The 24,537-nt window shown below is 29.6% G+C and carries 25 protein-coding genes, 2 tRNA genes and 3 pseudogenes; 20 read left to right on the top strand and 10 right to left on the bottom strand.

Going from position 1 to position 24,537, the window contains the following annotated elements; all coding sequences use genetic code 11:
- Positions 1–38 precede the first annotated feature (38 nt).
- Positions 39–797 carry a 3'(2'),5'-bisphosphate nucleotidase CysQ family protein gene (locus CLCT_RS00770; RefSeq protein ID WP_149061960.1) on the top strand — a complete coding sequence of 253 codons (759 nt, stop codon included), beginning with the start codon at positions 39–41 and terminating at the stop codon, positions 795–797.
- Positions 797–1,447 (top strand): hypothetical protein, encoded by a 651-nt coding sequence (locus tag CLCT_RS00765; RefSeq protein WP_149061959.1) that lies wholly within the window; start codon positions 797–799, stop codon positions 1,445–1,447. The genes CLCT_RS00770 and CLCT_RS00765 overlap by 1 nt, the downstream gene beginning before the upstream one ends.
- Here CLCT_RS00765 and CLCT_RS00760 read toward each other — a convergent pair.
- The 3 genes from CLCT_RS00760 to CLCT_RS00750 are packed head-to-tail and all read right to left on the bottom strand — an operon-like array spanning position 1,440 to position 3,369.
- Positions 1,440–2,216 carry a UDP-N-acetylmuramate dehydrogenase gene (locus CLCT_RS00760; protein ID WP_039667892.1) on the bottom strand — a complete coding sequence of 259 codons (777 nt, stop codon included), beginning with the start codon at positions 2,214–2,216 and terminating at the stop codon, positions 1,440–1,442. The two genes, CLCT_RS00765 and CLCT_RS00760, sit on opposite strands and share 8 nt — an antisense overlap.
- Positions 2,213–2,479 (bottom strand): flagellar biosynthesis protein FliQ, encoded by a 267-nt coding sequence (fliQ, locus tag CLCT_RS00755; protein WP_012660903.1) that lies wholly within the window; start codon positions 2,477–2,479, stop codon positions 2,213–2,215. The genes CLCT_RS00760 and fliQ overlap by 4 nt, the downstream gene beginning before the upstream one ends.
- A gap of 26 nt (positions 2,480–2,505) precedes the next feature.
- A complete protein-coding gene (locus CLCT_RS00750; RefSeq protein ID WP_039667891.1) occupies positions 2,506–3,369 on the bottom strand; it encodes a menaquinone biosynthesis family protein in 864 nt (287 codons plus the stop codon).
- Positions 3,370–3,479: 110 nt separating this feature from the next.
- Between CLCT_RS00750 and recA the strand changes: the two genes are divergently transcribed.
- The 4 genes from recA (at position 3,480) to CLCT_RS00730 (ending at position 6,712) form a co-directional block, all read left to right on the top strand.
- Entirely contained in the window at positions 3,480–4,517 is a 1,038-nt protein-coding gene (recA, locus tag CLCT_RS00745; protein ID WP_039617275.1) for a recombinase RecA, read from the top strand.
- A complete protein-coding gene (gene eno / locus CLCT_RS00740; RefSeq protein WP_149061958.1) occupies positions 4,517–5,761 on the top strand; it encodes a phosphopyruvate hydratase in 1,245 nt (414 codons plus the stop codon). Before recA ends, eno begins: the two co-directional genes overlap by 1 nt.
- Before the next feature lie 116 nt (positions 5,762–5,877).
- Entirely contained in the window at positions 5,878–6,039 is a 162-nt protein-coding gene (locus CLCT_RS07725) for a hypothetical protein (protein ID WP_163197158.1), read from the top strand.
- Positions 6,029–6,712, top strand: coding sequence for an AMIN domain-containing protein (locus tag CLCT_RS00730; protein WP_039667888.1), 684 nt, complete (start codon positions 6,029–6,031; stop codon positions 6,710–6,712). Before CLCT_RS07725 ends, CLCT_RS00730 begins: the two co-directional genes overlap by 11 nt.
- Positions 6,713–6,726: 14 nt before the next feature.
- On the opposite strand, the gene CLCT_RS00725 is transcribed toward CLCT_RS00730, so the two are convergent.
- Positions 6,727–7,110 (bottom strand): group III truncated hemoglobin, encoded by a 384-nt coding sequence (locus CLCT_RS00725; RefSeq protein ID WP_039667887.1) that lies wholly within the window; start codon positions 7,108–7,110, stop codon positions 6,727–6,729.
- Between the two features lie 111 nt (positions 7,111–7,221).
- Here CLCT_RS00725 and cheQ point away from each other — a divergent pair, with 111 nt between their 5' ends.
- Complete coding sequence (cheQ, locus tag CLCT_RS00720) at positions 7,222–7,698, top strand: cheVAW transcriptional regulator CheQ (RefSeq protein ID WP_039667886.1); 477 nt, start codon at positions 7,222–7,224, stop codon at positions 7,696–7,698.
- Here the strand turns inward: cheQ and CLCT_RS00715 are convergent.
- Both CLCT_RS00715 and CLCT_RS00710 read right to left on the bottom strand, forming a co-directional pair.
- Positions 7,667–8,977, bottom strand: coding sequence for an MFS transporter (locus tag CLCT_RS00715; RefSeq protein ID WP_039667885.1), 1,311 nt, complete (start codon positions 8,975–8,977; stop codon positions 7,667–7,669). The two genes, cheQ and CLCT_RS00715, sit on opposite strands and share 32 nt — an antisense overlap.
- A gap of 2 nt (positions 8,978–8,979) precedes the next feature.
- Positions 8,980–9,141 (bottom strand): highly acidic protein, encoded by a 162-nt coding sequence (locus CLCT_RS00710; RefSeq protein WP_039667884.1) that lies wholly within the window; start codon positions 9,139–9,141, stop codon positions 8,980–8,982.
- 87 nt (positions 9,142–9,228) lie between these two features.
- Between CLCT_RS00710 and moaC the strand changes: the two genes are divergently transcribed.
- The 9 genes and pseudogenes from moaC to CLCT_RS07795 form a co-directional block, all read left to right on the top strand.
- A complete protein-coding gene (gene moaC, locus CLCT_RS00705; protein WP_039667883.1) occupies positions 9,229–9,702 on the top strand; it encodes a cyclic pyranopterin monophosphate synthase MoaC in 474 nt (157 codons plus the stop codon).
- Positions 9,680–9,943: an HP0495 family protein gene (locus CLCT_RS00700; RefSeq protein WP_039667882.1), complete on the top strand. Its 264-nt coding sequence runs from the start codon at positions 9,680–9,682 to the stop codon at positions 9,941–9,943. Before moaC ends, CLCT_RS00700 begins: the two co-directional genes overlap by 23 nt.
- Positions 9,944–10,252: 309 nt before the next feature.
- Positions 10,253–11,095, top strand: a pseudogene (locus CLCT_RS07805) (cache domain-containing protein); the annotation flags it as partial.
- Positions 11,096–11,149: 54 nt separating this feature from the next.
- Positions 11,150–12,238, top strand: coding sequence for a methyl-accepting chemotaxis protein (locus tag CLCT_RS07800; protein WP_410689608.1), 1,089 nt, complete (start codon positions 11,150–11,152; stop codon positions 12,236–12,238).
- 384 nt (positions 12,239–12,622) lie between these two features.
- Positions 12,623–14,035: an aspartate ammonia-lyase gene (locus CLCT_RS00690; protein ID WP_039667880.1), complete on the top strand. Its 1,413-nt coding sequence runs from the start codon at positions 12,623–12,625 to the stop codon at positions 14,033–14,035.
- A gap of 18 nt (positions 14,036–14,053) precedes the next feature.
- Positions 14,054–15,388 (top strand): anaerobic C4-dicarboxylate transporter, encoded by a 1,335-nt coding sequence (locus CLCT_RS00685; protein WP_149061957.1) that lies wholly within the window; start codon positions 14,054–14,056, stop codon positions 15,386–15,388.
- A 92-nt stretch (positions 15,389–15,480) separates the two neighbouring features.
- Positions 15,481–16,815, top strand: a pseudogene (locus CLCT_RS00680) (TrkH family potassium uptake protein).
- Positions 16,812–17,453: a potassium channel family protein gene (locus CLCT_RS00675; protein WP_149061956.1), complete on the top strand. Its 642-nt coding sequence runs from the start codon at positions 16,812–16,814 to the stop codon at positions 17,451–17,453. Before CLCT_RS00680 ends, CLCT_RS00675 begins: the two are co-directional and overlap by 4 nt.
- A gap of 317 nt (positions 17,454–17,770) precedes the next feature.
- Positions 17,771–18,868 (top strand): annotated as a pseudogene (locus CLCT_RS07795) (inverse autotransporter beta domain-containing protein); the annotation flags it as partial.
- 516 nt (positions 18,869–19,384) lie between these two features.
- Here the strand turns inward: CLCT_RS07795 and CLCT_RS00665 are convergent.
- A tRNA-Met gene (locus CLCT_RS00665) sits at positions 19,385–19,461 on the bottom strand.
- Positions 19,462–19,577: 116 nt separating this feature from the next.
- Between CLCT_RS00665 and CLCT_RS00660 the strand changes: the two genes are divergently transcribed.
- Positions 19,578–20,228 (top strand): putative metalloprotease CJM1_0395 family protein, encoded by a 651-nt coding sequence (locus CLCT_RS00660; RefSeq protein WP_149061955.1) that lies wholly within the window; start codon positions 19,578–19,580, stop codon positions 20,226–20,228.
- Here the strand turns inward: CLCT_RS00660 and CLCT_RS00655 are convergent.
- Positions 20,229–20,316, bottom strand: a tRNA-Ser gene (locus CLCT_RS00655).
- Between the two features lie 171 nt (positions 20,317–20,487).
- Between CLCT_RS00655 and CLCT_RS00650 the strand changes: the two genes are divergently transcribed.
- The gene (locus CLCT_RS00650) at positions 20,488–21,357 is read left to right on the top strand and encodes a hypothetical protein (protein ID WP_039667874.1); all 870 of its coding nucleotides are present in this window, start codon (positions 20,488–20,490) and stop codon (positions 21,355–21,357) included.
- On the opposite strand, the gene CLCT_RS00645 is transcribed toward CLCT_RS00650, so the two are convergent.
- Together CLCT_RS00645 and mutY are read right to left on the bottom strand one after the other, a co-directional pair.
- The gene (locus CLCT_RS00645) at positions 21,341–22,198 is read right to left on the bottom strand and encodes a radical SAM/SPASM domain-containing protein (protein ID WP_039667873.1); all 858 of its coding nucleotides are present in this window, start codon (positions 22,196–22,198) and stop codon (positions 21,341–21,343) included. The two genes, CLCT_RS00650 and CLCT_RS00645, sit on opposite strands and share 17 nt — an antisense overlap.
- Entirely contained in the window at positions 22,188–23,231 is a 1,044-nt protein-coding gene (gene mutY, locus CLCT_RS00640; protein ID WP_052239483.1) for an A/G-specific adenine glycosylase, read from the bottom strand. Before mutY ends, CLCT_RS00645 begins: the two co-directional genes overlap by 11 nt.
- A gap of 73 nt (positions 23,232–23,304) precedes the next feature.
- Between mutY and CLCT_RS00635 the strand changes: the two genes are divergently transcribed.
- Complete coding sequence (locus tag CLCT_RS00635) at positions 23,305–24,057, top strand: SIMPL domain-containing protein (protein ID WP_149061954.1); 753 nt, start codon at positions 23,305–23,307, stop codon at positions 24,055–24,057.
- Between the two features lie 62 nt (positions 24,058–24,119).
- Entirely contained in the window at positions 24,120–24,536 is a 417-nt protein-coding gene (locus tag CLCT_RS00630) for a DUF1104 domain-containing protein (RefSeq protein WP_039667870.1), read from the top strand.
- Position 24,537: the final 1 nt, after the last annotated feature.

Below are 24,537 nucleotides of genomic sequence, written 5' to 3'. Positions count from 1 at the left end.
TCTACTAAGTATTTATATAAAATTGCTATACTTTATTTATGAAAAATTTAGACACACTTTTAGAATTAGCCTTAAAAGCAGGCAAGGAAGCCTCTAAAGTATTACTTGAATATAAGGATAAAAATACCTTGTGGCTTAAAGACGATGATTCTCCGGTAGGTTTAGCTGATATAAAATCTAATGAAGCTATTAGTGAGATTTTAGCTTCAAGCAATATAGCTATATGCTCTGAAGAAAATATACTTTCTTATGAAGAAAGAAAAAACTTAGAATATTTTTGGCTTATAGATCCACTTGATGGCACTAAATCTTATGCTAAAAAAGATAAAGAATATTGTGTTTTAATTGCATTAATCCATAAAAACACCCCTATACTTTCACTCATAGGTGATGTAGAAAATAATGCATTTTATTATGCACATGTTCATACTAAGGTTTATAAAAATGATAAAATTTTAAATCTTAGTTTAGCGCAATATGAAAAAGTTAAAAATATAGCCCTTTACTCTAAAAATCATGATAATAATGAAGATTTTTTCATTCAAAATCATCTTGAGGGTATTAAGGTTTCATCTGCTTTGAAATTTGTATATTTACTTGAAGCAAAAGCTGGAATTTACCCGCGTTTTGGTGGTCCAAAAGCTTGGGATATAGCTGCGGGAGATTTTTTAGTTAAACAAAATGGTGGAATTTTATATGATTTTAATAAAAAGGCTTTAGATTATAATAGTTCTGATTTTAAACTTCCAAGTTTTATAGCTTTTGCTAAGAATGAATTTAAATTAAAAGGTTTTTAGTGAGATTTTTTTTAGTATTTTTTTGTTTTTTAAGTGCTATTTATGCTAACTCTTTTGCGAATAAAAAAATCATCAAATTACAAAATAACGATGATTTTAATATCATCAATCTTGAACAAAATATAAATTACGACAAACTCTCACATATTAGTACCTTAGCTTTAGTACCAAGTTATGAAAAAGAATATAATTTTTATTTTTCAAACTTAAAAATTGATGCTAAAACCATGGCAAAAGACACACTAAAAGCATTAAGTGCTATTTTAAATAAGCAAAATAATTTCACCTTGCTTAGTCAAAAAGAAAATCAAACTTATATCAATAGCCAAAATATCTTGCAAAAAAATAAAAATTTCATCAATGCAAGTGAGTTTTTAGAATTTAATCGTTTTAAAAAGGCTGATTTTATTATTTTACTAGATTTAAAAAGCATTCAAGCAATTCAACAAAATTTCTTGCTTTTTTCAAATTTTGAAGTCAAAGCCGACATAGAGTACAAACTTTTTAATGCTAAAACAAAAAAATTAAAAGATCATAAAATTCTTGCTATCAATACTCAATTTAGTACAAATAATAAAAATAAATCTTATCAAGAATTAGTCCAAGAGATAGCTACAATTGTTTATGAAGATATTAAAAATACTATATAATTACCACTTCTTCTTCTAAAACAATCCCAAATTCTTCAAAAACTCTTTTTTTGGCAAGCTCTATCAAAAATATAGCATCATCAAAACTAGCGTGTTTTTTATTGATTAAAAAATTTGCATGTTCATTACTAAACATCGCATCATTTTTACTAAAACCTTTAAGATTAACTGCTTCTATCAACCTTCCTGCATGATCGTTTTTGGGATTTTTAAAAATAGAACCAAAACTAGCGCCTTTGGGTTGATTTTTTCTTGCATTTTTTAAAAGTTCATCTTTAACTGGATCAAAGCCATATTCTAAAAAAAACTTCGCACTAAACATCACTTCTTTAATAGGATTAAACCTATAAGCAAAAGCAATATTTTGTTTTAAAATTTCTTGATTAAAAGTGCGAATACTGATTAAGTTTTTACTAATATCCTCATCTTTTAATCCTGCGTTCATTTTTAAAATACCACCCAAAGTTCCTGGGATATTTCTTAAAAACTCAAAGCCTTTTAGGTTATTTTCTTTAGCAAAATGATACATTTTAAAAGATTTCACACTAGAACCTATCTCTAAAAACATACCTTTTTCATTTTGCTCTAAAATTTTAATATAATCAAAACTTTTCCCTAAAATTCCTAGTTTTTTGGATTTTGGAGAGATTAAAAGATTATTTGCCCCACCTATTAAAAAACCATCAAATTCACAAAGCTCTTCAAGCACTTGCACTTCAAAGCTCTCGCCTATACGCACAGAAGAATACTTAGAAAAATCAATAATCATCGAATAAAGCTTGGAATTTGATTTAAAATATTCGTTGTAAAATCAATCATGGAACTTATCATCCAAGGCATTAAAAATACTATCACCACAACAACAAGTAGAATTTTTGGCACAAAAGAAAGCGTAGCTTCATTAATTTGCGTTACAGCTTGAAAAATACTTATAATAAGCCCTGCAATAAGTCCTGCTAAAAGCATAGGTAAAGAAAGCATAAGTGTGATTTTAAAAGTTTGTACACCCAAGGCTACTAAAGTACTTTCCATATTTACTCCTTAAAATTTAAATTCTATCAAGAATTTCTAAATTCTTCATACTCACTAGGTATAAGATAATCTTTGCTTTTTATTAATTTCTCATAAAATCCATGATTAAACCCAAGCTCAAAAAGCTTATCTATGGCATTGTATTGTTTATCGTTCATATTTATAGAGTTTTTATTCGCATATAAATTTAAATACACATCAAGTTTTTGTGCATCAACGCGTATTAAATTACGCTCTAAAAGCATGGAAGCTAAGATTTTTCTATTATGATCAGCTACTTCTACTGCTTTAATCAAATCTTTTTCAACCGCTATAGCATCATTAAGTGGTAAAGATCTTCTAAGCGCCATACCACCCAAAGGTAAAGGCAAATCATCCTTAGCTAATTCTTGCCAAATATCCCAAAGTTCAGCCTCAACACACAAACCAGAATCAAATTCTAAAATACTCTCATGTATAAGCACTCCCGCATCAACCTCATTTTCTAAAACAGCTTTTTCAATCTCTAAAAAATTCTTATAAATTATCCTAGCTTGTGGGTATTTTATACGAAAGATTAAAGCATTAGTAGTGTGCGCTCCACTTAAAGCAACTTTAAAATTTGGCTTTAATTTTTTATCTTTTTTCTTAATAAGCTTTGGCCCATAACCCTCGCCAAAACTCACAGCAGTTTTTAATAAAGCATATTCACTAGCTATCAAAGGATAAAGTGCAAAAGATATCGCACTAACATCGTATATATTTTCTAATGCAAGTTCATTTAAAGTTTGTATATCCAAGGCTGTATTTTCATACTCATAAGCATTCCCAACCCAACCAAATTTAATCGCCATATACATAAAAATATCATCAGCATCAGGAGAGTGCGCTACGCTAATTTTTTTATTCATTTTTTTCCTTGAAAAATTTAAAAAAGTATTTTAGCAAAATTCAAAATAAAAACTTATATTAAATTTCTTTTTGATACAATTTTAAACATATTATAAAAGGATTAACAAGCATGGATGATAATAAAAGAAAATCACTTGATGCAGCTTTAAAAAGTCTTGATAAAACCTTTGGAAAAGGCACTATTTTAAGACTTGGCGATAAAGAAGTTGAAAAAATTGATTCTATTCCTACAGGTTCTGTTGGACTTGATTTAGCTTTAGGCATTGGTGGGGTTCCAAAAGGAAGAATTATAGAAATTTACGGACCTGAAAGTTCAGGTAAAACTACACTTACCTTACACATCATAGCAGAATGTCAAAAAAAAGGCGGAGTTTGTGCGTTTATAGATGCTGAACACGCTCTTGATGTAAGATATGCAAAAAATTTAGGTGTTGATACAGAAAATCTTTATATCTCTCAACCAGATTTTGGAGAGCAAGCTTTAGAAATCGTTGAAACTATAGCAAGAAGCGGGGCTATTGATCTAATAGTAGTAGATAGTGTTGCTGCACTTACTCCAAAAGCAGAAATTGAAGGTGATATGGGAGATCAACATGTAGGTCTTCAAGCAAGATTAATGAGCCAAGCTTTAAGAAAATTAACCGGTATCGTTCATAAAATGAACACTACTGTAATTTTCATCAATCAAATTCGTATGAAAATAGGTATGATGGGTTATGGAACACCTGAAACAACTACCGGTGGAAATGCTTTAAAATTTTATGCTTCAGTGCGTTTAGATGTAAGAAAAACAGCTACTTTAAAACAAAATGATGAGCCTATTGGAAACCGTGTTAAGGTAAAAGTGGCTAAAAATAAAGTAGCCCCTCCTTTTAAACAGGCTGAATTTGATGTGATGTTTGGTGAAGGTGTAAGTCGCGAAGGTGAACTAATAGACTATGGTGTAAAACTTGATATTATTGATAAAAGTGGCGCATGGTTTTCTTACAAGGCCTCTAAACTTGGCCAAGGCAGAGAAAACGCCAAAGCTTTTTTAAAAGAAAATCCAGCTATTGCAGATGAAATTACTCAAGCTATACAAAACTCAATCGGTATAGATAGTATGATTTTGGGTGCAAAAGAAGACGATGAAGAAGGAGAGGAATAATGTTGATTATTGAAGATTTAAGAGCTTTTGAAGTTTTAGATAGTAGAGGCAATCCTACCATTAAAGCTGAAATCATGCTAAGTGATGGCAGCGTGGGAAGTGCTATCGTTCCAAGTGGCGCAAGCACAGGAAAAAAAGAAGCTTTAGAATTAAGAGATAATGATGAAAGATTTGGCGGTAAAGGTGTTTTAAAAGCTATTGAAAACATCAATGGCATTATAGCTGAAAATATTATAGGGCTTGACGCATTTAATCAAACCCAGCTAGATAATACTCTTTTAGAGCTTGATGGGACAAAAAACTACTCTAACCTAGGAGCAAATGCAACCTTAGGAATTTCTATGGCAACAGCACGCGCTGCTGCTAATGCTTTAGGTGTGCCTTTATACCGCTATTTAGGTGGGGCAAACGCAAGCGTATTACCCGTGCCAATGTGTAATATAATAAATGGTGGTGCGCATGCAAACAATAGCGTAGATTTTCAAGAATTTATGATTATGCCTTTTGGTTTTTCAAGCTTTAAAGAAGGATTAAGATCAGTTTGTGAAATTTATGCTGTGTTGAAAAAAGAACTAGCTAATCTAGGTCACTCTACTGCTTTAGGTGATGAGGGTGGTTTTGCACCAAATTTAGCAAATAATACAGAACCTCTTGATCTTTTAATGACTTGTATTAAAAAAGCAGGTTATGAAAATAAAATCAAACTAGCTCTAGATGTAGCAAGTAGTGAACTTTATAAAGATGGTAAATATCACTTAGAAGGTAAAGTTTTCTCAAGTGAAGACTTAATCGCGCGTTATGAGGAACTTTGTGCTAAATATCCTATTTTCAGTATTGAAGATGGTTTAGCTGAAGATGATTATGAAGGTTGGATTAAACTTACTCAAAAGCTTGGCAATAAAATTCAACTTGTGGGTGATGATTTATTTGTAACTAATGAAGATATTTTAAGAGAAGGTATCATAAAAAATATGGCAAATGCTGTATTGATTAAGCCTAATCAAATTGGAACAATCACTCAAACTATGAGAACAGTAAGATTAGCTCATAGAAATAATTACAGATGTATTATGAGTCATAGAAGTGGCGAAAGCGAAGATGCTTTTATAGCTGATTTTGCAGTAGCGCTTAATACGGGACAAATCAAAACAGGAGCCCTAGCAAGAGGTGAAAGAACTGCTAAATACAATCGCTTATTAGAAATAGAACTTGATAATGATGAATATTTAGGAGATAAACTCTGAGCGATTTATTAAAAGAGTATGATGAGCATTCCAAAAAAAAGGAAGCTCATCATCAACTCATCAAGACTATTGCTTTATCATTTGTAGCTATTATTGTTGCTATGTATTTTGGCAATATGTTTTTTGGTAAATCTTCTCTAGATGTACTACTAACACTTAAAGAAGAGCAAAAAATTTTAGAAAAAAATATAATGACTTTAAAAGCTAAAAATGCTCAAGCTCAAAAAGAATATTTGCAACTTTTAAGACTTAAGGGAGAAAATTCGCATGAGAATTAAATTTTTTATATTGTTTTTACTTTCTTGTGTATTTTTAAATGCAAAAGATAATCCTTTTGATAATAATATAGAACAAAAAAATACCGAATTTGCAAAACTTAGTCCTTTTCAAAGGCAAGATTTTAACTTTAATTCTGATGCGAGAATTTTAAAAAATATTACCATTACTTACATTAACCTTGATGGCTCTGAAGAGCAAACCACTCTAGATATATACAAAAGTATTAACTGGCATGATACCTACTCATTTATAAAAACTAAAAGTCCAAATGCCACGCCTATACTTGATGTATCTGTAACCGTGCCACAAAAACAAGGAAATAAAAACTCAAAAACAGAAGAAAATAACACTACTTTAAATATAGAAACACCGCTTTTTAGTGGAAATATTTATAATTTTATTTCTCTTGGTTTTTACAATAACAAAATCAATATCAAAACCCAGGATAAAATACTAAGACATCTATCTATAGGTGATCCTACTAAAATTATTATAGATTTTGCTAAAAAACAAAATTTCAACACCAAAACGCTGCAAGTTAATACAGCACAAGTTAGAAAAGTTGTATTTGGTTCACATAAAGGATATTATCGTTTGGTAATATATCTTGATGGAAAATATAGTTATAAATATTCACATAGTGAAAACTTACATACATTTAACTATCGCTAAGAGTTTTTAAACTCTTAAGCAAATCTATGATCATAAATAATCATTTGAAATCTTTGAGCTATCATTCTGGCTCTTTCCATAATGATATTTCTTGGTTCATCTTCAAAAACTTCTTGCAAACTCTCATCAAATAGATTAAGCCAAATATCAAAAAATTCTCTTGGAAATGGAGGTAATTCATGATGGGCTCTCAAAGGTGAACCACTATAACTTGGATCAGCTAAAAACATCCCTGCCCAAAAACTTGCTATTTTTTCTTTATGCTTTTTCCAACTCTCATCATCTGTGCCGATTTTTTCATTAAAAATAGGCCCTAAATCTTTATCCACTCTAACCTTTGCATAAAAAACACTCATAAGTTTTTTTATACCATCATGATTAATAGTTTCAAATTTCATGCTTTTCCTTAAAAAATAATTTTTACTTATTGTATTAAATTTATAAATTAAAAATATAAACAAAAATCAATTTTTAGTATAATTTCAAAAACAAAACTAAAGAAAAAAACTATGACTTATACTATTTTACCACCTAATCAATTCTTAGATGATTATGTCTTAAATGTGCAGTTGCATCAATTAGCAAATATCTCTAAAAACGCCTACAAATTTTGGAAAAATGTTCAAGCAGCACGCTATCAAGGCACAAGGGTGATATTTTTAAACAAAAAAAGTATTTTAAAAAAACATCAACACCTTATACAAAAATGTGAAAATTTAAGCGGCTACGTGTTAGCAAGTGCTTTTTGCTCATTTACCACTTTAGCCCCATCTCATTTAGTAGAAAAAAATAATTCTCAAATTTATAAAATCTTAGATATAAAAGAAGTGTGTGGAGTTAAATTTGTAAATTTAAAGGCATTTTACGATCTTTTAAAGCTAGATTATAATTATAATATTTACATCGAAAAATGCCATTTTTTTAGCCCTACTCCTTTGGAAAAGCGTATTAAAATTACTGAGAGTATGTGCGTTGGGTATTACTAAGATATTTAAACATCAAAGCAGAAAAAAGTGAGATTATAGCCATAGCTAGCATATAAAATCCCAAAGAAAAACGAGCAATATTTTCTAAATTTCCTAAAGCAATGGTGTGTAAAAATAGAGCAAGTTGCGGGGTAAAACCACCGGCCAATGCATAAGCTATATTATATGAAAAACTAAGTCCTGAAAATTTAATCTTAGCATCAAATACTTCACTCATCATTAAAGGGCAAAAATTCATCACTCCAGCAAAAAAACAAGCAGACAAATAATACACACTCACTGTATTAAAATCAGGTATTTTGGTATAAAGAGTATTAAAATAAAACAAGCAAGTTAAGAAAAATCCTAATGAAAAAATCACACAAGCTTTTACCATACCTATTTTATCAGCCAAAATTCCACTTAATATACAACCAATTACAAGTACAACTATACCAAGCATTTGCATATAAGTTTGAATGCTTGCATCAATACTTAAAATTTTTGCCATAAAAGAAGGTATGATTAAAATCATCACAACAATACAAGCAGTTAAAACCCAAGTTATTAACATAGAAAGTACTATACCTAGTTTAGCCTTTTTAAACACTTCTTTTAAAGGAAATTTTTCTAAGGCTTTATCTTTTTTCATTTTCTCAAAAACAGGAGTTTCTCTTAAAAATTTACGCAAATATGCAGAAATAATCCCAAAAATTCCACCCAGAAAAAATGGAATTCTCCAAGCCCACTCATAAAGCTCTTCTTGCGTGAAAAGTTTATTCATCATCAAAAACACAAAACTACCAAGTAAAATTCCACCTACCACAGAAGCTGTTAAAATTCCAAGATAAGTGCGTTTTTGACCCTTTGGAGCATGCTCAAACACAAAAACCCAAGCACCAGGCAATTCCCCGCCTATAGCTATACCTTGACAAATCCTTACAAACACTAAAAATACTATACATAAATATCCTATACTTTCATAAGCAGGTATAAAAGCGAGCATAAAAGTTGGCACAACCATCAGCAAAATACTAAGCATAAACATTTTCTTGCGACCAAATTTATCGCCAAAATGAGCCATAACTATACCGCCAAGTGGTCTAGCCAAATATCCTGCAGCAAAAATTCCATAAGTATTAAACATTTGCCAAAATGGACTTAAATTTTCAGGAAAGAAATTTTTAGAAATATAACTTGCAAAAAATACAAAAATGATAAAATCATAAAATTCTAAAGTCCCTCCCAAAGAAGAAAGACCTAAAACTTTTATATCTTTTTTACTAAGATTTTTACTCACTCTTAATCCATCTCATAAGTATCATCATCACTATAATCATCATCGTATTCATAATCATCATCATCATAATTATACGATCTTTGATTGTTTACATAAGTATCATCATCTGTTTCATCATACATTTCATCATCGTAATTTTCAAATTCTTCATCATCATAAGCCATTACAAATCCTTTAAAATTTTTTAGTAGTATTTTAATATAAAAATATACATTTTGGTATAATTTTTCAAACTTTACTTAAGGAAAAATATGAATTTAACACATTTAGATGAAAAAAATCATCCCAAAATGGTAGATGTAAGTCAAAAAGATATTACCCAAAGAGAAGCTTGTGCAAGTGGTAAAATATACATGAGTAAAGAAGCATTTGAAGCTATTATCGAAAATAAAGCTAAAAAAGGACCTGTTTTACAAACTGCCATCGCAGCAGCTATCATGGGAGCTAAGCAAACTTCAAATCTCATTCCAATGTGTCATCCTTTAATGATTTCAAAAGTACAAACTCACATAGAAGAAAACAAAGAAGAATATTCTTTTAAACTTTTTGTAATCGTAAAATGCGAAGGAAAAACCGGAGTTGAAATGGAAAGCTTAACTGCTGTTAGCATTGGGCTTTTAACTATTTATGATATGGTTAAGGCTATTGATAAAAGCATGCAAATTACTAATATAGTTTTAGAAAGCAAAGAAGGAGGAAAAAGTGGTAAATATATGCGATCTTAAAAAAGAACCTATTATAAATTACCCTACTTTTTGGGATTATAAAGTCGTTTTTGAAGCTGGGGTTGATGCCTTAGAAGTTTTTACTCAAATACTTAATGAAAGAGAATTTAAATACAAAATCTCAAATACTAGTAAACAAGGAACATACAAAAGTTATCTTTTAAGTGTTTATGTTGATAGCAAAAGCGATCGTTTAAATATCTTTAATCAATTAAAAAGCAAAGCCAAATTTGTATTATAATATAGAAAATCTGAAAAGCTAATGTTATTTTTTGAAATTTATAAAAAAATTTAAATTTATACAATTAATAAATGCTTAGAAAGCAAAAAATGAGGTTTGTGTAATGACTAAACAAAATAATTTTATCAATAACACTTTAAAATAAAATTCATATTATTTACTTAAAAAGTAAAACAAATGTTTTGATAAAATAGCTCAAAAAAACTTATTTAATCTAAATATAACATCAATGAAAAAGACTTTTAAAAAAAACCAAAATATTAATAAAAAATTTAATTTTAAGTTCTAAAATTTAAAAAATTTAAAATTATGGAGACATTAATGCTTAGTAGTTTAAAAATAAAATTATCGTTAGTAGCAAATTTATTTGCGGCTTTATGCTTGATTATTCTAGGTATACTAAGTTTTTATTTTACTAAAAATTTTCTATATTCCAATGAATTAAAAAGGCAAAATGATATTCTACAAGTTGCTAAAATTTCTTTAGAAACTTTCAGAGATATTAATACAAATTTAATTACAAATTTAGAAAAAAGTATTTTGGAGCATCCATACGAAAAATTAAACTCTGAAGAAGCTTTAATTGAAAACATTGGATCAACTTTAAAATCTTATAGAAAAGCCTCGGGAGTTTTAGCTGTTTTTATAGGTTTAGATAACGGTGAAAATATTGTTAGTGACAACAATAGTGACCAAAAAAATAGAAATGTTGGAATTTATGGTAAAGCTATGAATTATGATACCAGAACAAGATCTTGGTTCATAGAAGCTAAGAAGACCAATAACGTATTTATCACTACTCCTTATATAGATAAAGCAACAAATCAGTATGTTATAACTTATACAAAAGCAATTTATAAAGATAATCGATTTATTGGTGTTATAGGGATTGATATTCCAATTAAAGATCTTCAAAAAGACTTTGAATCTATGCCTGGAAATAGTTTCTTATTTGATCATAATGGAAAAGTATTTGTTGCGAAAAATAAACAACTATTGGATCCTTCTGTAGACCACACTCCTGTATTAAATGCGTATAAAAAAAATGGAGATTATACTTTTTTTGAATATGGTTTAAAAAATAAAGAAAGATTAGGAATTTGTGCTCAAATTTCTTCATATCTTGTTTGTAGTACAGAAAGTGCTGATATAATTAATGAACCAATTTTTAAAACAGCTTCAATTCAAACTATAGCTGTTACAGTAATGGTTATATTAAGTATAATACTACTTTATTTTATTATATCTTATTATATCTCACCACTCCAAAAAATCCAAACCGGCCTCAACTCTTTCTTTGACTTCATCAATCATAAAACCAAAGACTCAGCTATGATAGATGTTAAAACAAATGATGAGCTTGGTGCTATGGCAAAAGCTATCAACGAAAACATCACTAAAACTAAAAATGCATTAGAACAAGATACTAAAGCTGTAGAACAATCAGTAGAAACTGCTAGAGAAATAGAAAGTGGTAATCTAACAGCAAGAATTAATGCAATGCCTGCTAATCCTCAATTAATAGAATTAAAAAATGTATTAAATGAAATGCTTAATGTATTAGAACAAAAAGTAGGTTCTAATATGAATGAAATCAATAGAGTATTTGATAGTTATAAAGCATTAGACTTTACAACAGAAGTTGCTAATGCTAAAGGTGGAGTTGAAGTAACAACCAATGTATTAGGTAAAGAAATCGTAGCTATGCTAAGACAATCATCTGAATTTGCTAACTTACTTGCTAGTGAAAGTGGTAAATTACAAAGTGCTGTTAAGAACTTAACAGATTCTTCTTCAAGTCAAGCTTCTTCTTTAGAAGAAACAGCAGCGGCATTAGAAGAGATTACTTCTTCTATGCAAAATGTATCTCATAAAACTAGTGAAGTAATTGCTCAAAGTGAAGAGATTAAAAATGTTACTTCTATTATTGGAGATATAGCAGATCAAATTAATCTACTTGCATTAAATGCAGCTATTGAAGCAGCACGTGCAGGTGAACATGGACGTGGCTTTGCTGTTGTTGCTGATGAAGTTAGAAACCTAGCAGAAAGAACTCAAAAGTCTTTAGGTGAAATAGAAGCTAATACTAATATCTTAGTTCAATCTATTAATGAAATGGGTGAGAGTATTAAAGAACAAACTACAGGTATTACTCAAATTAATGATGCTGTAGCACAAATTGATCATGTAACTCAAGAGAATTTAAAAATAGCTAATGATAGTGCTATAGTAGCTGACAATGTAAATAAAATAGCTAGTGATATCTTAGAAGATGCTAGGAAGAAAAAGTTTTAAATAATTAACTAAACCCTTAATGGGTTTAGTTTGATATAAAAGCAGGGATTAATTAGTAAACTAGTTAACTTAGTAAAACTTTCAAATTTAATTTATCAAATTAATAATCTTTTTGTCTTTTATAAATTTTAAAATTATACAAAAAATCAATATAAACTTTTTAAAAATAAACAATAAAAGCAATAATAAACTCTACAAACATCAAATATCTACCAAAAAAGCACTATATTTATAAAATGAATATCAATATTCTAATTTATTTTATATATTTTTATTGATTTTTGATAAATTCAGAAAAATTTATGAAACTATTATAAAAAATTGTTATATAATACTCATTAAGTTTATAAACAAAACTTAAATAAAACCCACAAGGAGTACATCATGGGAACAAGAAAAGAACACGACTTTATTGGCGAGTTAGAAATTTCTGACGAGGTTTATTATGGAGTGCAAACTTTTAGAGCACTAGAAAACTTCCATATGAGTGGCAGAAGATTACAAGATTATCCTTATTTTGTAAAAGCTTTCGCTCAAGTTAAAAAAGCAGCTGCTCTTGCTAACAAAGAAGTTGGAGTTCTTGATGCTAACAAAGCTGATGCTATTGCTAAAGCTTGCGATAGATTGATTGCTGGTGAATTTTTAGATCAATTCGTAGTAGATATGATCCAAGGTGGTGCTGGTACTAGTACAAACATGAACACTAATGAAGTTATCACTAATATTGCTCTTGAAAGTATGGGACACAAAAAAGGTGAATACCAATATCTTCATCCAAATGATCATACAAATTTAGGTCAATCTACAAATGACACTTATCCAAGTTCAATCAAAGTGGCTACCTATGCAAAACTTACTGATCTTTTAAAAGCCATGGAACTTTTAAAAACTGAATTAGAAGCTAAAGCTAAAGAATACAAAGATATCATTAAAATGGGTAGAACTGAGCTTGAAGATGCAGTCCCTACTACTTTAGGAAATACTTTCAACGCTTTTGCTAGCTATATTAAAAGTGATATTGAAAAAATCACAGCAGCTCGTGAGTCAATGAGTTATTTAAATCTTGGTGCAACAGCTATTGGTACAGGAATTAACTGTCATCCTGATTACAAATTTGTGGTTGAGAAAAAATTAAAAGAAATTACTGGTGTTGAATTTAAACCAGCTGAAGATTTTATCGCTGCAACTCAAGATACAGCTGACTTTGTACATGTAAGCGGTGCATTAAAAACTGCAGCAGTAAGATTATCTAAAATTGCAAACGACTTAAGATTAATGAATTCAGGTCCAAGATGCGGCTTAGGTGAAATTAATCTACCAAAAATGCAACCAGGTAGTTCTATCATGCCAGGTAAAGTAAACCCAGTAATTTGTGAAGCAGTAGGTGAAGCTTGCTATGAAGTTATAGGAAATGATGTTACTATTATGCTTTGCTCTGAAAGAGGAGAATTCGAACTTAATGCATTTGAACCAGGTATTGCTTATGGCTTATTTAACTCTATAGTATTGCTTGAAAATGCAATGAAATCTCTAGCCGAAAAAGCTGTAAGAGGCTTGACAGCAAATCCTGAAGCATGCAAACAATCTGTACTTAACTCAATCGGTATTGTTACAGCATTTAATCCTATTTTAGGATATGAAAAATCTGCTAGTATTGCTAAAGAAGCTTTGGAAACCGGTAAAGCAGTTGGCGATATTTGTCTTGAAAGAGGATATCTTCCAAAAGAAGAAATTGAAAGAATTTTAACACCAGAAAATATGTTAAATCCTCACATGACAGAGAAAAGAAAAGCTTAATAATTTAGGAGTTTAATCATGGATATTATGATTATTTTACAACTTGTTGTCTTTCTTGGGGCAATATTCATAGGTATCCGCCTCGGTGGCATAGCAATAGGTTATGCTGGAGGTTTGGGTGTTGTTGTTTTAGGTCTTGTTTTGGGTATGAAGCCAGGTAATATTCCTTGGGATGTTATCTTAATCATTGCTGCAGCTATTGCTGCAATTTCTGCTATGCAACAAGTGGGTGGTTTGGATTATATGGTAAAAGTTACTGAAAGAATTTTACGTAAACATCCAAGATTTATCAATTACCTTGCACCAGCATGTGGTTGGTTACTAACTATTTTAGCAGGTACTGGTAATGCAGTGTTTTCATTAATGCCTGTTGTTATTGATGTTGCAAAATCACAAAACATCAAACCATCAGCTCCACTTTCACTAATGGTTGTTGCTTCACAAATTGGTATTACGGCTTCTCCTGTTAGTGCTGCTGTTGTTTATATGACTGGCGTATTAGAACCGCTTGGTTGGAATTATCCTGCATTAATTGGTATTTGGATTGTAACTACTTTTGCTGCTTGTATGATTACAGCTTTCATTGTAAGTTTAATCACTCCAATGGATCTTAGCAAAGATCCTGTATATCAAGAACGCCTAAAAGCCGGTCTTGTAAAAAACGCTTCTGATGTTTTACAAAGTGAAGACAAACCAGGTGCAAAACTTTCAGTTGCTATTTTCTTATTTACAGTATTAGCAGTTGTTCTTTATGCTACAGCAATTTCTAATAATATCAAATGGATCGATCCAGTAGTTATTCCAAGAGATGCTGCGATTATGAGCTTCTTATTAACTGCTGCAACTTTAATTACATTCTTATGTAAAGTTGAACCTGCAAAAATTTTAGATACAAGTGTATTTAAATCAGGTATGACAGCTTGTGTATGTGTATTTGGTGTTGCTTGGCTTGGAAATACTTTCGTTGCGGGTCATGAAGCAGGTATTAAAGAAGTAGCAGGTGAATGGGTTAAACAAACTCCAGCTATGCTTGCAGTTGCATTCTTCTTTGCTAGTATGCTTTTATATTCTCAAGCAGCTACTGCAAAAGCTATTGTTCCAGTTATCATTGCTGCATTAGGAATTTCAGCTACAAACCCTGCAGACTCTTATATGCTAGTTGCTTGTTTTGCTGCCGTTTCAGCGCTTTTCGTTCTTCCAACTTACCCTACTTTATTAGGTGCAGTTCAAATGGATGATACAGGCACAACAAGAATTGGAAAATTCATATTTAACCACGCATTCTTTATCCCTGGTGTATTAGCTATAGCTATAGCTGTTGCTCTAGGTTTCTTAGCAGTAGGAATGCTTTAATACTTAACTTTCCACATTAAAATGTGGAAAGTTCTCTTTTTGTTTATTAATCAACTTTAAGTAGAATGTTTTCTTAATTTTAAAGAATCAAAATGACAAAATTATCTTTGGATAGAAAAAGTATAAGAATTTTATCATAGGTTACATCCTAGTTACACTTTTTGGCACCTTTATTCTAATGCTTCCTATTATGCACACTAAGCCCATATCTTTTTTAGATGCATTTTTTACTAGTGCTTCAGCTGTAAGTATGACAGGACTTATTGTATTAAATACCTCACTAGATTTTAGCTTTTATGGACAACTTGTTATCTTATTGCTTATTCAAATAGGTGGCTTGGGTTATATGAGTATAGCTATGGCTTTATATATTTTAGTACGCAAAAAGATGAGTTTTGGAGAAAAAAATCTTTTAAGAGAATCCTTGATTTATCCTGAAGCCGATGGTCTTATAGGATTTTTAAAAAAGGTTTTATTTTTTTGTATTTACTATTGAGCTTTTAGGTGTTCTATTGTTATTTTTAAGATTTAAGCTTGATATGAATTTAAGTGAAGCTCTATGGGCTAGTGTTTTTCACTCTATTTCTGCTTTTAATAATGCAGGGTTTAGTATATTTGAAAGCGGTCTAATGCCTTATAGAGATGATTTTTGGATTAATTTTGTTATTACCTCTTTGATTATCATTGGAGGTTTAGGGTATTTTGTATTATTAGAATTATACTTTTTTTCTAAAAAACGTTTTGCAAACTTAAGTTTACACACAAAACTTGTTTTAATTTCCACTGTTGTATTGATTGTTTTTGCAAGCTTAGTGGTCTTTTTATTTGAATACCATAATCCAAAAAGCATAGGGGAATTTCACTTTTTGATAAAACTATAAGTGCATATTTTACAGCAGTAAATTACCGAACAGCAGGGTTTAACACTCTTGATCTTAGCACCCTTAAAGATGCAAGCTTATTTTTTGGATCTTTATTTATGATTGTAGGTGGTGCACCTGGTGGAACAGCTGGGGGTATTAAGGTAACTACAATTGCTGTATTGCTAATCTATGCTTATTGGAGTATCAAAGATAGCAATACAAGGATTTTCAACTTTGAAATTCCTACAGAAACTATCAACAAAGCTTTTATTATAACAGTAAGTTCTATTGTATATATCATCACTTGTGTATTAATTTTATCCTTAATTGAAGATGATAAAAGCTTTTTACCCTTGCTTTTTGAAAGCATTTGCTACAGTAGGAGTTTCCGTAGGCGATGGTGGGACTTTATCGCTTAGTGCGCTTTTTAACTCTGAAAGTAAATTACTTATCATATTGTTAATGCTTAGCGGTAGAGTGGGTGTGCTTGCATTTTTATTTAGTATATTTTTTAAAGAAAAACAAAAATACTTGAATTATCCAAAAGGAAAGATAATATTATGAAAAAAGAAACTTATGATATTATAGGACTTGGAAGGTTTGGCTCAGTTTTAGCAAAAGAGCTTATTGATCAAGGTAAAAGAGTTATTGTTTCTGATATTGATGAAGAAGTGGTTAAGAAATTACAAGATCATGCAGACTTTGCTTATATTTTAGATTCTACTCATACTATAGCCTTAAAAGAAGCAGGTTATGCAAATGCAGATGTTGTCATACTTAGCATAGGCGAAAATTTAGAATCAAGCATACTTACTTTCATGGCTTTAAAAGAAATTGGAGTAAAAAACATCATTGCCAAGGCAAACTCTTCTACACACGGACAAATTCTTTCAAAACTTGGGGTTAATAAAGTCATCTATCCTGAAAAAGAATCAGCAAAGCGTTTGGCTAAAATTCTTATCACTAATCCAAATTTTGAGATCATAGATCTTTCAGTCAATACCATCAAAGTAGCAAAACTTTTAGTGGATGAAAACCTAGCAGGAAAAACTTTGCAATCTATTGGTCAAAACTTAAAAGTCATTGCACACAAACAACATGATACTTGGAGTATTATGCCAAATTTAGAAACTACCGCTTATTTAAATGATATACTAATGCTACTTGGCACCCAAGAAGAACTAAATCAATATGCATATTAATAAATTTAAAGCTTATTTTTCATTATTTTTAAAAAGCAAATGATAAGTTTTTTTCATATATTTAAATAATAATAAATATATGCATTTTTTTAATAAAAAATAAAAGTAATTTTGATTATAGTTTATAAATAATTATTATATTTGATAGTTTTTTGGCTAATTTTCAATATTTTTATAACTTTTTTATCGATTTTGTATTTTTTGTGTTATCATATTCTCATCACAGATAAAAATTAAATGTAGGTTATGGGGGGGGGATATGAAAAAAACACTTTTACTCGTTTTACTTAATTCACACTTTTCTTTTTTCTCAAATAATGATTTTAAAAAATCAAGATAAAATCATTATAGATAACAATCAAACTCTTGCTCTTAATCATGTAAATCATGATCAAAAGCAAATACTTAAAGAACATAATAGCATTGACCCAAGAGTTAAAAAGCTATTAGAAGAAAAACCAAAGAAAGATTCTAATCTTAGTAAAGAAGATGAAGAATTATCTAATAAGGTTATTAATACTATTCAAACCATAGGCAATATATATAATGCCAAAGATAATAAAGAAAGAGATGAGCTTATAAGAGATTTAGCAGGTAATTATTTAAGCTTACAAGCTAATACTTTAATCCAAGAATATTTACATGCTCTTAATCACTCCATTAATAGTGAGTTTAATTTAAACTATAATGACAGAGGTGGCTTAAGTGGTAATGCTAAAGTTCTTTTACCTATTATGAGTGAAGATAATCCAAAAATATCTTATTTTTTACAAAGCGGTATAGGTGGATATGAAAATAATAGAATCATAGGTCATTTTGGTGGTGATATAAGATATTATCCTAATGCGTTAGCATTAAATAATTCAGGCAATATCATGCTAGGATTAAATTTAGTTTATGATCATGATTTTAGTAGAGAACATAAAAGAATATCTTTGGGCTTTGAAAGTATGTTAGATACACTAGCTTTCCATGCTAATATTTATCAAAGATTAAGTGATTGGATTAATAGTTATGATTTTAAAAATGCAAATAATGATCTAACTTTCTTAGAACGCCCTGCTAATGGTTGGGATATGGGTATTAAATATGCTTTCCCTGCTATGAGCAATGTAGCTATTTTTGCTAATATGAGTAAATGGTATGGAGAAAAAGTAGCTCCATTTGGCAATGTAAACTGCTATGAAGATTTAGAAAAAAATCCTTTAGTGTATGAAGGAGGTATTACTTATTCACCTTGTCCAGCATTAACTTTTTCATTAAGTCATAAAAGAAGTAATGAAAGTGATAAACAAGGTACAAATATAGCTATGAATTTTAATATACCTTTAGACAAAGATGCCCTCAAACATGCTTTTGATACAAACTTAGCAGGTATAAATAACACTATTGAAGGCTCTAGAACTCATTTTATAGATAGAGATTATTCTATGGTGCTTGAATATAAAGCTATTAATAATGCTTATCATATTTCTTATTGTGGAAATTTAGGAGATAATACTCATTGTATTATGCTAAAAAATGGTTTTAACCAAGCAGTTAAAAATATTGCTATGAGTGTAACTCCTGAACAAAGAAGTGTAATCTTAAAGAATGGAAATCATTATATTACTGATGATAATGGAAAAGTTTTTGTAAAAATAATCCATGCTTATGGAGTTCATCAAACTAATTTAATTGCTAAGGCAGGGAATGCTCAAGAAAGTTTTCCTATTACTATTGTAGCACCAAGACAAGACTTTAAAGTATTTGCTAAACCTTCTAATATACAAAGACATGAAAAATCTCTAATCACATTTGCAGGAAGTGATTTAGCAAGTGATTTAGATATAAATTGGAAATTAATCGGCAAAGGAAGCTTAGAAAAAACTCCAAATTCAGATAAAACTGATAAAGATGGAAATTCAAATATTATCTATAAGCCTGATAAATGGTGTCAAGGGGGAGACTTGAACTCCCGACCTCCGGCTTATGAGACCAGCGCTCTAGCCAGCTGAGCTACCCTGACATAAAAAGAAGTTAAAATTATACTTTATTTTGCTTAACATTTTATAAAATATTTATTTTATAAATTTTTCAACTTTTTTGTGATAAAAATATGAAATTATATTAGAAAGGATTTTTATGCAAATTAGCTCAAGTTATAACAATGCTTTTTATACACAAAATCCTTATCAAAACAAAGACAAAGAAGAAATCAAAGAAAACATTCCTGAAAAAGAAAATCCACGGCAAACAAAAGAAGATAAAAACAATCAAGAAAAAGAAGAAAAAACTCAAAAAGTCAACGGCAAAGACTTAAGTGTTGAAGAAGTAAAACAAGTACGAGAGCTTGAAAAAATCGACAGAGAAGTAAGAGCTCATGAAGCAGCCCACCAAGCAGCTGGCGGATCTTTAGCTGGTGCTGCGAGCTTTGGATATACAAGAGGCCCTGATAATAAAATGTATGCGGTCGAAGGAGAAGTGCCAATAAGAATGCAAAAAGGCAATACTCCTGAAGAAACTATAGCAAATGCCATGCAAGTAATTGCTGCAGCTATGGCACCAGCTGATCCTAGTCCGCAAGATTATAAAGTAGCGGCTAATGCTATGCAAATGCAAAATGATGCGCGCGCCGAACAAGCTAAAATAAAAGCAGAAGAGCTAAAAGTACAAAATGAAAAAAGCGAAAATGAGAATGAGGAAAAAACAAATTCAAATTCCAAAGCTATAAAATCATACGCACAAAATGTATCACAAGATTACATAGGAAGTCGATATAACAAAAGCGCATAGTGGCAGAGAGGAAGGGATTCGAACCCTCGGTGAGTTACCCCACACACGCGTTCCAGGCGTGCTCCTTCGACCGCTCGGACACCTCTCTAAAATTAAAAATTATAACTTATTTTTTTAAATTTATAATAAAAATTTTATAGACTTTCTGGGTATTTAATCTTGAGTATAAAATTTACAGTCAAGATATGATTAAACTTTATAATGTTAAAATAAAAATAAAATATTTATCTTATTATTTAAAAACAAAAAGAGAATAGTTATGATAAAAAAACTACTTATACTTTTTTTAAGTCTTGTTTGTACTTATCAAGCACAAGCTATTTCAAACAAAGAAAGCCTTGGAGAAGGCTTTGGAAATACAAGAAGTGAAGCGATTAAAAACGCTATTAATGACGCTTTGGGGAAAACAGAAGGTTTAAAACAAGTCAAATTGAAAAAATTTGAGTTTAATTTTAATGGAAATTTTAATATAGGTTATGATGAAGAACTTGACTTTGTCAGCAATAGTGTTTTTAATAGTTATGATATAAAGTCTCTAACTCAAACAAATCAAAGTGAATTTCACGCAAAAGTTTTAATCTATAAAAAACTTTATAGTGACAAAAGTCTTGAAAATAAAAGCTCCCTAATTATCATTAATAAAATCAAAACTGGACTTTCAGCTAAATTTGAACAAGAGCTTTTAAGTATTTTACTTCAGAATAAAAAATTTAAAATCTTAGACAAAACAAATCTTGATCTTTATAATCAGGAAAAATTTTTACTTTCCAAAAATTCAAGCGATGAAGAACTTGTAAAGCTTTATAAAACTTTAGAAGCTGATTTTTTACTCATTTTAAATCCAAAAATAAAACAAATACAAAATGAAAACAACACTCAATCTTATGATATTATCATTGATTATCGCTTAATAGAATTTGCTACAAATGAAAGCAAATCTTCTAATACTTTGGAGTTTAAAATGAGCTCTACAAGTAATTCAAGCAGACAAAAAGCTCTTAGAGGTATTGCCACAAAAATCACCAAGGATATTTTTAAACATTCTAAAGACAATCAAAAAGAAACAAAACAAGACTTGGATACAAATCATCAAATCAACAATGAAGATGAAGTTAATTTAGATTTTTAGTCTCTAAAAACTCACACCTTTTACAAAGTTCAGCTTTTAAAATTCCTTGTTTAAAACCTTCTTTTAAATCTATATACAAAGAGGAATTTAAAAGTTCATTGAAATCTTTTTCAAAGCAATTTCCAAGTTTTATATCTCCTTTAACATCCAAACAACACGGCACTAAAGTCCCATCGCTTAAAATAGCAATTTGCCCATTTAAAGCATAACAACACCCATTCTCTCTAATAATATCATTTTTTAACGAAGGCCATTTAAAAAGTCTGGCTTGGTGCAAGATAACATGTCTTTCTAAGCGATTTTTAGCTTTTCGCTTTTGAATTTTTATTTTAAAAATTTGCCCTAAAAAATCATAAATTTTATCATTTTCTAAAGGTGAATTGAAATTTTTATCTAAATTCCAAAGTCTTAGATTAATAAAAGAATTATTTTTATTTTCTAAGTGCAAAAAAATAAGTTTTAAAATAGGTTCAAAATATTCTTTTAAACTAATTTTGTTTTGAGATAAAAAAGCACCCAAGGAAATATTGATTTGTCGTACGTTTTTAGAGTCTAAAATGAGTTTTATCTTCTCATCATCAAAATAAAACCCACTCGTAGTAAGCTCTATTTGCATATTAAATTTTAAAGCTATTTCTAAATACTCTTTTAAATTTAAAATTCTTAAAGGATCTCCAAGCACATGGAAAGTAAAAAGTTTGGCATGATTATGCACACTTTTGCAAATTTTTTCAAAGTTTTCAAGGTTCATTTGTTTTCTTTGGGCTTTTTGGCTAGGACAAAAATCACATTTTAGCCCACAAATATCACTTAATTCTATATAAATTTTTTCAAAATGCATAATCACTCTTTTTAAAAAGTTCAAGTGTTTTTAGGGCAAGTTTTGAAAGAGCAAGATGCCCTAAGTCTTTATAGGAAAATGCTTTAGCTTTTAAATCTTCAAAATCATCATCTTTTAAAAAATACACCTTAGCATTGATTTTATATTTGGTATAAGAATGTTTAAACTCTCCTATAAATTTCGCTTTTTTTTGATTTTTATATTCTAAAAAATTATACATATTAAAATACAATTTTCCCTCACTTTTAACAAGTAAGAATTGCTCATTTTTTTGCACTATAAGTATTTTTAAAACAATGTTTTTATATTGAATTTTTTTAGGTGAGTTAAATTTTTCATATTCATTTTTTCCATCGCAAAAACACTTTAAAGGACAAATTTCACATTTTGCATTTTTAGGCAAACAAACCAAAGCTCCTATATCTAATAAAGCTTGATTATGATCAAATGCATTATTATAGTTTAAAAACTCTTTTGCTTTTTGCACTAAAATCTTAGAGTTTGGATTTTGTAAGCCATAAAATCTACTCAAAACTCTTTTAATGTTTGCATCCACAAAAGACTTAGCTTGCAAAAAGCCAAAACAAGCTATAGCACCGGCTGTATATTCTCCAATACCAGGGAGTTTTTGAAGCTCATTAATATCAGATGGTAATTTTGCATTAAACTCTTGCATACAAATTTTTGCACATTTGTGCATGTTTCTAGCTCTGGTGTAATACCCAAGCCCTTGCCAAGCTTTTAAAACCTCATCTTCACTTGCCATAGAAAGTGCTTTTAAAGAAGGAAATTTAGCTAAAAACTGAAAATAATAATTTTGCAAAACACTTTTTACTTGAGTTTGCTGAAGCATAATCTCACTGACATAAACTGCATAAGCAATATCAATATTTTTTAGTTTTTTTAAATCATACTCACTACCATATTTTCTATACTCTTCATGTAAAATACGCCAAGGAAGACTTTTCCTGCCATTTTGTTCATACCATTTTAAAATACTTTTATGAATTTTTTGCATTAAAACTTTCTTTATTTTTAAAAAATTATACAATCTATTCTTAAAGGCTTTATGTTAAAATAAAAAATATTTTTAAAAAGGAGCAAAAATGAAAAGTTTTTTAAAAGGTCTAGGCTTGGGACTACTTTGTTTGGTATTATTTGTACTAGGAGTGGTTTTTAACACTGAATTTTTAGGCTTAAAAAATCACAATAAACAAAATATAGAATTTTCAAGAAACATAGAAGTATCTAATGAAATTACCCCAAATATCTTTAATGCTACTTTAAATTTTAGTGCCAGCGAGGAACTTAGTAAAAAAACCATTATTTCTAGCGATGAAAAAAATCATATTGCTAAAACTTTCAAAGAAATCTCAGATCGTATCGCTAAAGAAAATTATTGCAAAGGTGGAAGTTATACTTTAGAGCCAAGTTATAATTACTATCAAGGGGTAAAAACATTAAATGGATACAGATTACACTCTAATTTTACTTGCCAAATCTCACAAAATAAAAACAAAGACTATGAAAATCTTATAAAAGACATAGAAAGCATTAGCACTACCAATGCTTTAATTTCTTTTAATACCAAAGCCTTACAAGCTGGTTTTGATGAGGTTGTTTTAGAAGAAAATAAAGAAGATTTATATGATCTTGCATTTAAAAAAGCTTTCGAAAAAGCTCAATATTATTCTAAAACTCTAGCAAAAACTTGCATGATAAAAAATATTCATTTTGATAGTTACAATATTAAATACAACTCCCCAAGTTTAGCAGCTAGTGCAGATAGTGTTGTATTGCCTATTATCAAAAGTGAAAAACAAAACTTAAAAGCTAACGTGCTTTTTGTTTGTCAATAAATTTCATTTTGGCTTTATTTTGAACTTTTATAATTTCTCATCATTAATTTAAAGGAGAAACAATGAAAAAAATTGTAAGTTTATTTATCGTGGGTTCTTTGGCTGCTTCATTTGCACTAGGAGCTGATTTTTCTAAAAAAAGTAATGATGAGATTTTAAATCTTGCAAAAAGCGTAAAAGCACAAGATCAAGCTGATTTAGTTATTGAGATGAAAAAAAGAATGAATGAAATGAAATACAAAGATGCAAAAGATTTTCATCAACAATTTAGAGCTAATTTACACGAAAACATCTCTAAACTTTCTACTCAAGAAAGAAATCAAAGAAGAACTATCGTTCAAGAAGATATGCAAAAACTAACTGATGAAATGAGTGGCAAAGAAATAAGAGAGTTAAATTTACACCATTACAATAACACCCATTCCCATAAAAATCATCATGGTTTAAGATCGCACCATGCAAATTGTCCGATGAGATAAA

Source organism: Campylobacter lari subsp. concheus (assembly GCF_008245025.1).
Classification (GTDB): Bacteria; Campylobacterota; Campylobacteria; order Campylobacterales; family Campylobacteraceae; genus Campylobacter_D; species Campylobacter_D concheus.
The sequence above is the reverse complement of the archived record's forward strand: the minus strand, read 5'-3'. Positions and strand labels throughout refer to the sequence as shown.

What these genes read in the sequence shown, in the direction of transcription:
- CLCT_RS00770 (WP_149061960.1), top strand. Translation starts at nt 39, where the DNA reads ATGAAAAATTTAGACACACTTTTAGAATTAGCCTTAAAAGCAGGCAAG.
- CLCT_RS00760 (WP_039667892.1), bottom strand. Translation starts at nt 2,216, where the DNA reads ATGATTATTGATTTTTCTAAGTATTCTTCTGTGCGTATAGGCGAGAGC.
- fliQ (WP_012660903.1), bottom strand. Translation starts at nt 2,479, where the DNA reads ATGGAAAGTACTTTAGTAGCCTTGGGTGTACAAACTTTTAAAATCACA.
- CLCT_RS00750 (WP_039667891.1), bottom strand. Translation starts at nt 3,369, where the DNA reads ATGAATAAAAAAATTAGCGTAGCGCACTCTCCTGATGCTGATGATATT.
- recA (WP_039617275.1), top strand. Translation starts at nt 3,480, where the DNA reads ATGGATGATAATAAAAGAAAATCACTTGATGCAGCTTTAAAAAGTCTT.
- eno (WP_149061958.1), top strand. Translation starts at nt 4,517, where the DNA reads ATGTTGATTATTGAAGATTTAAGAGCTTTTGAAGTTTTAGATAGTAGA.
- CLCT_RS07725 (WP_163197158.1), top strand. Translation starts at nt 5,878, where the DNA reads ATGTTTTTTGGTAAATCTTCTCTAGATGTACTACTAACACTTAAAGAA.
- CLCT_RS00730 (WP_039667888.1), top strand. Translation starts at nt 6,029, where the DNA reads ATGAGAATTAAATTTTTTATATTGTTTTTACTTTCTTGTGTATTTTTA.
- CLCT_RS00725 (WP_039667887.1), bottom strand. Translation starts at nt 7,110, where the DNA reads ATGAAATTTGAAACTATTAATCATGATGGTATAAAAAAACTTATGAGT.
- cheQ (WP_039667886.1), top strand. Translation starts at nt 7,222, where the DNA reads ATGACTTATACTATTTTACCACCTAATCAATTCTTAGATGATTATGTC.
- CLCT_RS00710 (WP_039667884.1), bottom strand. Translation starts at nt 9,141, where the DNA reads ATGGCTTATGATGATGAAGAATTTGAAAATTACGATGATGAAATGTAT.
- moaC (WP_039667883.1), top strand. Translation starts at nt 9,229, where the DNA reads ATGAATTTAACACATTTAGATGAAAAAAATCATCCCAAAATGGTAGAT.
- CLCT_RS07800 (WP_410689608.1), top strand. Translation starts at nt 11,150, where the DNA reads ATGGTTATATTAAGTATAATACTACTTTATTTTATTATATCTTATTAT.
- CLCT_RS00690 (WP_039667880.1), top strand. Translation starts at nt 12,623, where the DNA reads ATGGGAACAAGAAAAGAACACGACTTTATTGGCGAGTTAGAAATTTCT.
- CLCT_RS00685 (WP_149061957.1), top strand. Translation starts at nt 14,054, where the DNA reads ATGGATATTATGATTATTTTACAACTTGTTGTCTTTCTTGGGGCAATA.
- CLCT_RS00675 (WP_149061956.1), top strand. Translation starts at nt 16,812, where the DNA reads ATGAAAAAAGAAACTTATGATATTATAGGACTTGGAAGGTTTGGCTCA.
- CLCT_RS00660 (WP_149061955.1), top strand. Translation starts at nt 19,578, where the DNA reads ATGCAAATTAGCTCAAGTTATAACAATGCTTTTTATACACAAAATCCT.
- CLCT_RS00650 (WP_039667874.1), top strand. Translation starts at nt 20,488, where the DNA reads ATGATAAAAAAACTACTTATACTTTTTTTAAGTCTTGTTTGTACTTAT.
- CLCT_RS00645 (WP_039667873.1), bottom strand. Translation starts at nt 22,198, where the DNA reads ATGCATTTTGAAAAAATTTATATAGAATTAAGTGATATTTGTGGGCTA.
- CLCT_RS00635 (WP_149061954.1), top strand. Translation starts at nt 23,305, where the DNA reads ATGAAAAGTTTTTTAAAAGGTCTAGGCTTGGGACTACTTTGTTTGGTA.
- CLCT_RS00630 (WP_039667870.1), top strand. Translation starts at nt 24,120, where the DNA reads ATGAAAAAAATTGTAAGTTTATTTATCGTGGGTTCTTTGGCTGCTTCA.